This window comes from Streptomyces milbemycinicus (assembly GCF_002154605.1).
GTDB classification, from domain to species: Bacteria; Actinomycetota; Actinomycetes; order Streptomycetales; family Streptomycetaceae; genus Streptomyces; species Streptomyces milbemycinicus.
The window spans coordinates 1-2,757 of sequence record NZ_MUNE01000637.1 but is presented as its reverse complement, the minus strand read 5'-3'; the positions used below and the strand labels follow the sequence as shown (position 1 = coordinate 2,757).

3 protein-coding genes are annotated in these 2,757 nt (G+C 69.7%); all 3 read left to right on the top strand.

Annotated elements, in window-relative coordinates:
• Positions 1 to 1,278, top strand: a 1,278-nt coding sequence (locus CCN51_RS41105; protein WP_143676052.1) for a tetratricopeptide repeat protein, incomplete at its 5' end; no start/stop codon positions are given.
• Positions 1,279 to 1,483: 205 nt separating this feature from the next.
• Positions 1,484 to 1,849, top strand: coding sequence for a hypothetical protein (locus tag CCN51_RS54635; protein ID WP_143676051.1), 366 nt, complete (start codon positions 1,484 to 1,486; stop codon positions 1,847 to 1,849).
• Positions 1,850 to 2,461: 612 nt separating this feature from the next.
• A partial coding sequence (locus tag CCN51_RS41100) for an LLM class flavin-dependent oxidoreductase (protein ID WP_143676050.1) occupies positions 2,462 to 2,757 on the top strand: 296 nt, incomplete at its 3' end.

Genomic DNA, 2,757 nt, shown 5'->3' with positions numbered 1-2,757 from the left:
GCGGCGGCCGCCGCCGTCCTGGACATGGATGCCTTCGAGGCCGAAGATCTCATCGAATCCCTCGTCGACGCCTCACTGCTGGAGTCCGCCGCCCCCGGGCGCTACCGCTATCACGATCTCGTACGCCTCTACGCGCGTGACTGTGCTGAACGGGATCATCCGGTGACGGACCGTGAGGCGGCTCTGTCACGGCTGCTGGACTTCTATCTCGCCTCGATGGCCCGGGTGTATTCCACCGAGCGGCCGGGAGACCGACTGGTCGACCACTTGGCGCCGACCGAGCAGCCCGGGCTGAACTTCCGCGACCAGAACGCGGCGCTGGACTGGCTGTTCGCGGAGGCCGAGTGCCTTCTGGCGTGCACCCAACAATCCGCCTCCGGCCCTACGCTGGCCCGAGCGTCGGACCTGCTGGCCGTGTCCATCGACCTCGCCGAGTCGGGGGCCAACGCCCCGCGCTACGAAGCCGTCGCCCGGGCCGTCGCCGAGGCCGCGGCCAAGAGCGGTGACGTCCGGGCCGAGGCACGGGCGCGGTTCAGCCTTTCCAAAGTGTGCGAACTGGTCGGCAGGCTCGACGAGGCCGACGCGGAATCCGAGCGCGCCCTGCGGCTCGGCTCCACCGTGCAGGACTTCGTGACCATCGGCCGTGCGCACACCGAGCGCGGCATCATCGCGCACCTCAGCCGCACCCGCTGGGACGATGCGGAGCGTCATTTCCTGAAGGCGATCGAGGCCTACCGAGCCATCGAGGACCGCCCGGGGACGGCCAGCGCGCTGTGCAACCTGTCCCGTGCGTACGTCGAGATGGGCCGCATCGAGAGCGCGGTCGATCTGGCCGAGCGAGGTGCCCGAATCTACGAGAGCCTGGGGCGTACCGTGCGCTTGGCCAACGGAAAGTACGCCCTCGGGGTGGCCCTGACCGCGGCGGAGCGGACCACCCAGGCGCTCGACCAGCTCAACGAGTCGCTGAGCCTCTTCAACGAACACCGCCAGCCCCTGTGGGAGGGCATGACCCACCAGCGGCTGGCAGAGGCCCATCTGGCGATTCACCAGGCGGCGCAGGCCGCCCAGCATGCCGAGCAGGCCCTCGGCCTGCGCGGTATCGGCGGCGAGTGGCGGCGGGCGATCGTGCTGACGCTGCTCGGCAAGGCGCTGCTGGAGCTGGGCCAGAAGGACCGCGCAGAAGCCTGCTGGCGCGAAGCCCTCTCGATTCACGAGCGGTTGGAGACGCCCGAGGCGGCCGACGTGCGGGGGCTCCTGGCCCCCGCGGGCGCCGTATAACGCCTGTCGGTGCCATCGTTCATCATTCGTTTATCGCCGTCCGCGACTCTTGAGTGGTCGATCCGTCCCCGCGGGGGGCAGACGGGTCGGTTTGCGAGGTCACACCGTATGGTGGGCGGCCCCTGGGCGCCCGTCCGGCGACCCACGGGGGAGTCGCCGGGCGGGTGTTCCAGCCCCCACCGACCTGTACGCGATGGAGTTGATCGTGACAAGCCCAGACAAGAAGCCCCAGTCCGACAGTTATCGGCCGCTGGAAGCAGACCCGGCGGCCACCACTCTCACCACCCAGGGCGAAGGGCACACGCCGGCGCCCCCGGCGCTCACCACGCTGGGCGAAGGCCACACCCCTGCGCCTCCTGCGCTGAGCACTCAGGGGGAGGGGCACACACCCGCGCCCCCCGCGCTGCGCACGCAGGGCGAAGGGCACACACCGGCACCGCCCGCACTGTCCACGCAGGGGGAAGGGCACACGCCCGCACCCCCGGCACTGACCGACCAGGACGGCGGGGCCGGGGCCGACCCCCGGGTTGTCGCCGCGTCCGAGGGACACACCCCTTCGGCGCCCCAGTAAGGCGAGAGGCCGTCGTCCACACCTGAGCAACACCATTGGGGCCGACATCGATGACGCGGAGGGGACGTCATCGGCGTCGGCCCCAATGGTGTGCCGACGCGCTTCCCGTTGCGCCGCCACCCGGTCACCTTTGCGCCAAGGTTCGACACTTTCCGGCCAGACGGCCGAACATCTGTACCCATTCCGAAAGTATTTGCATTACATAATAGACAATCGCCCCCGCACCGGAGGAACCGGAATGACTCGCACCACAAAAGGCCTTGTTACCTTGGCCATCGCGGCAGCTGCGACCATTGGCGCCACCGCCCAGTCAATGGCATTCGCTCTAGCAAATGACGGCCATGCCCCCTTGATCGCCTCAAGCGCTGCCATAAACGACGACGGCGGTAATGCGGCTCCCCAGGGCGAGGGTCACGCCCCCGTACCAAGCCCGAGGTAGGACACTCGAGGCAATCTCCGGAGGCCGAAGCGGGCCAGGCTGAGCGCCTGGCCCGCTTCGGCCTCCGGAGATCACCCCACCTGGTGAGTGTTGACCCTCGCATTGATGTCAGGCTCTACAAAGGCTCCGAAGGGCCGCCGCACCGGCCACCCCGCGCGCCAAGGAGCCCCACCGTGCAACTCCACGTCATCCTGCCCGCCGAGTCGCCCGCGACCGACATCCACGAGCTGGCCGCCCTCACCCAGGAGGCCGAGCGCCTTGGATACGACGGCGTCTGGCTGCCCGATCATCTGCTGCCGCCCGGTCCGTACGGGCCGGAGAAGTACGGCGGCGTCCACGAACCGCTGACCGCGCTCGCGTATCTCGCGGCGGTCACCCGCAGGGTCACCCTCGGCACCTCCGTCCTCATCCTGCCGCTGCGCGACCCGCTGCTCGTCGCCCGGCAGGCGGCGACGAGCAGCGGGTCGCG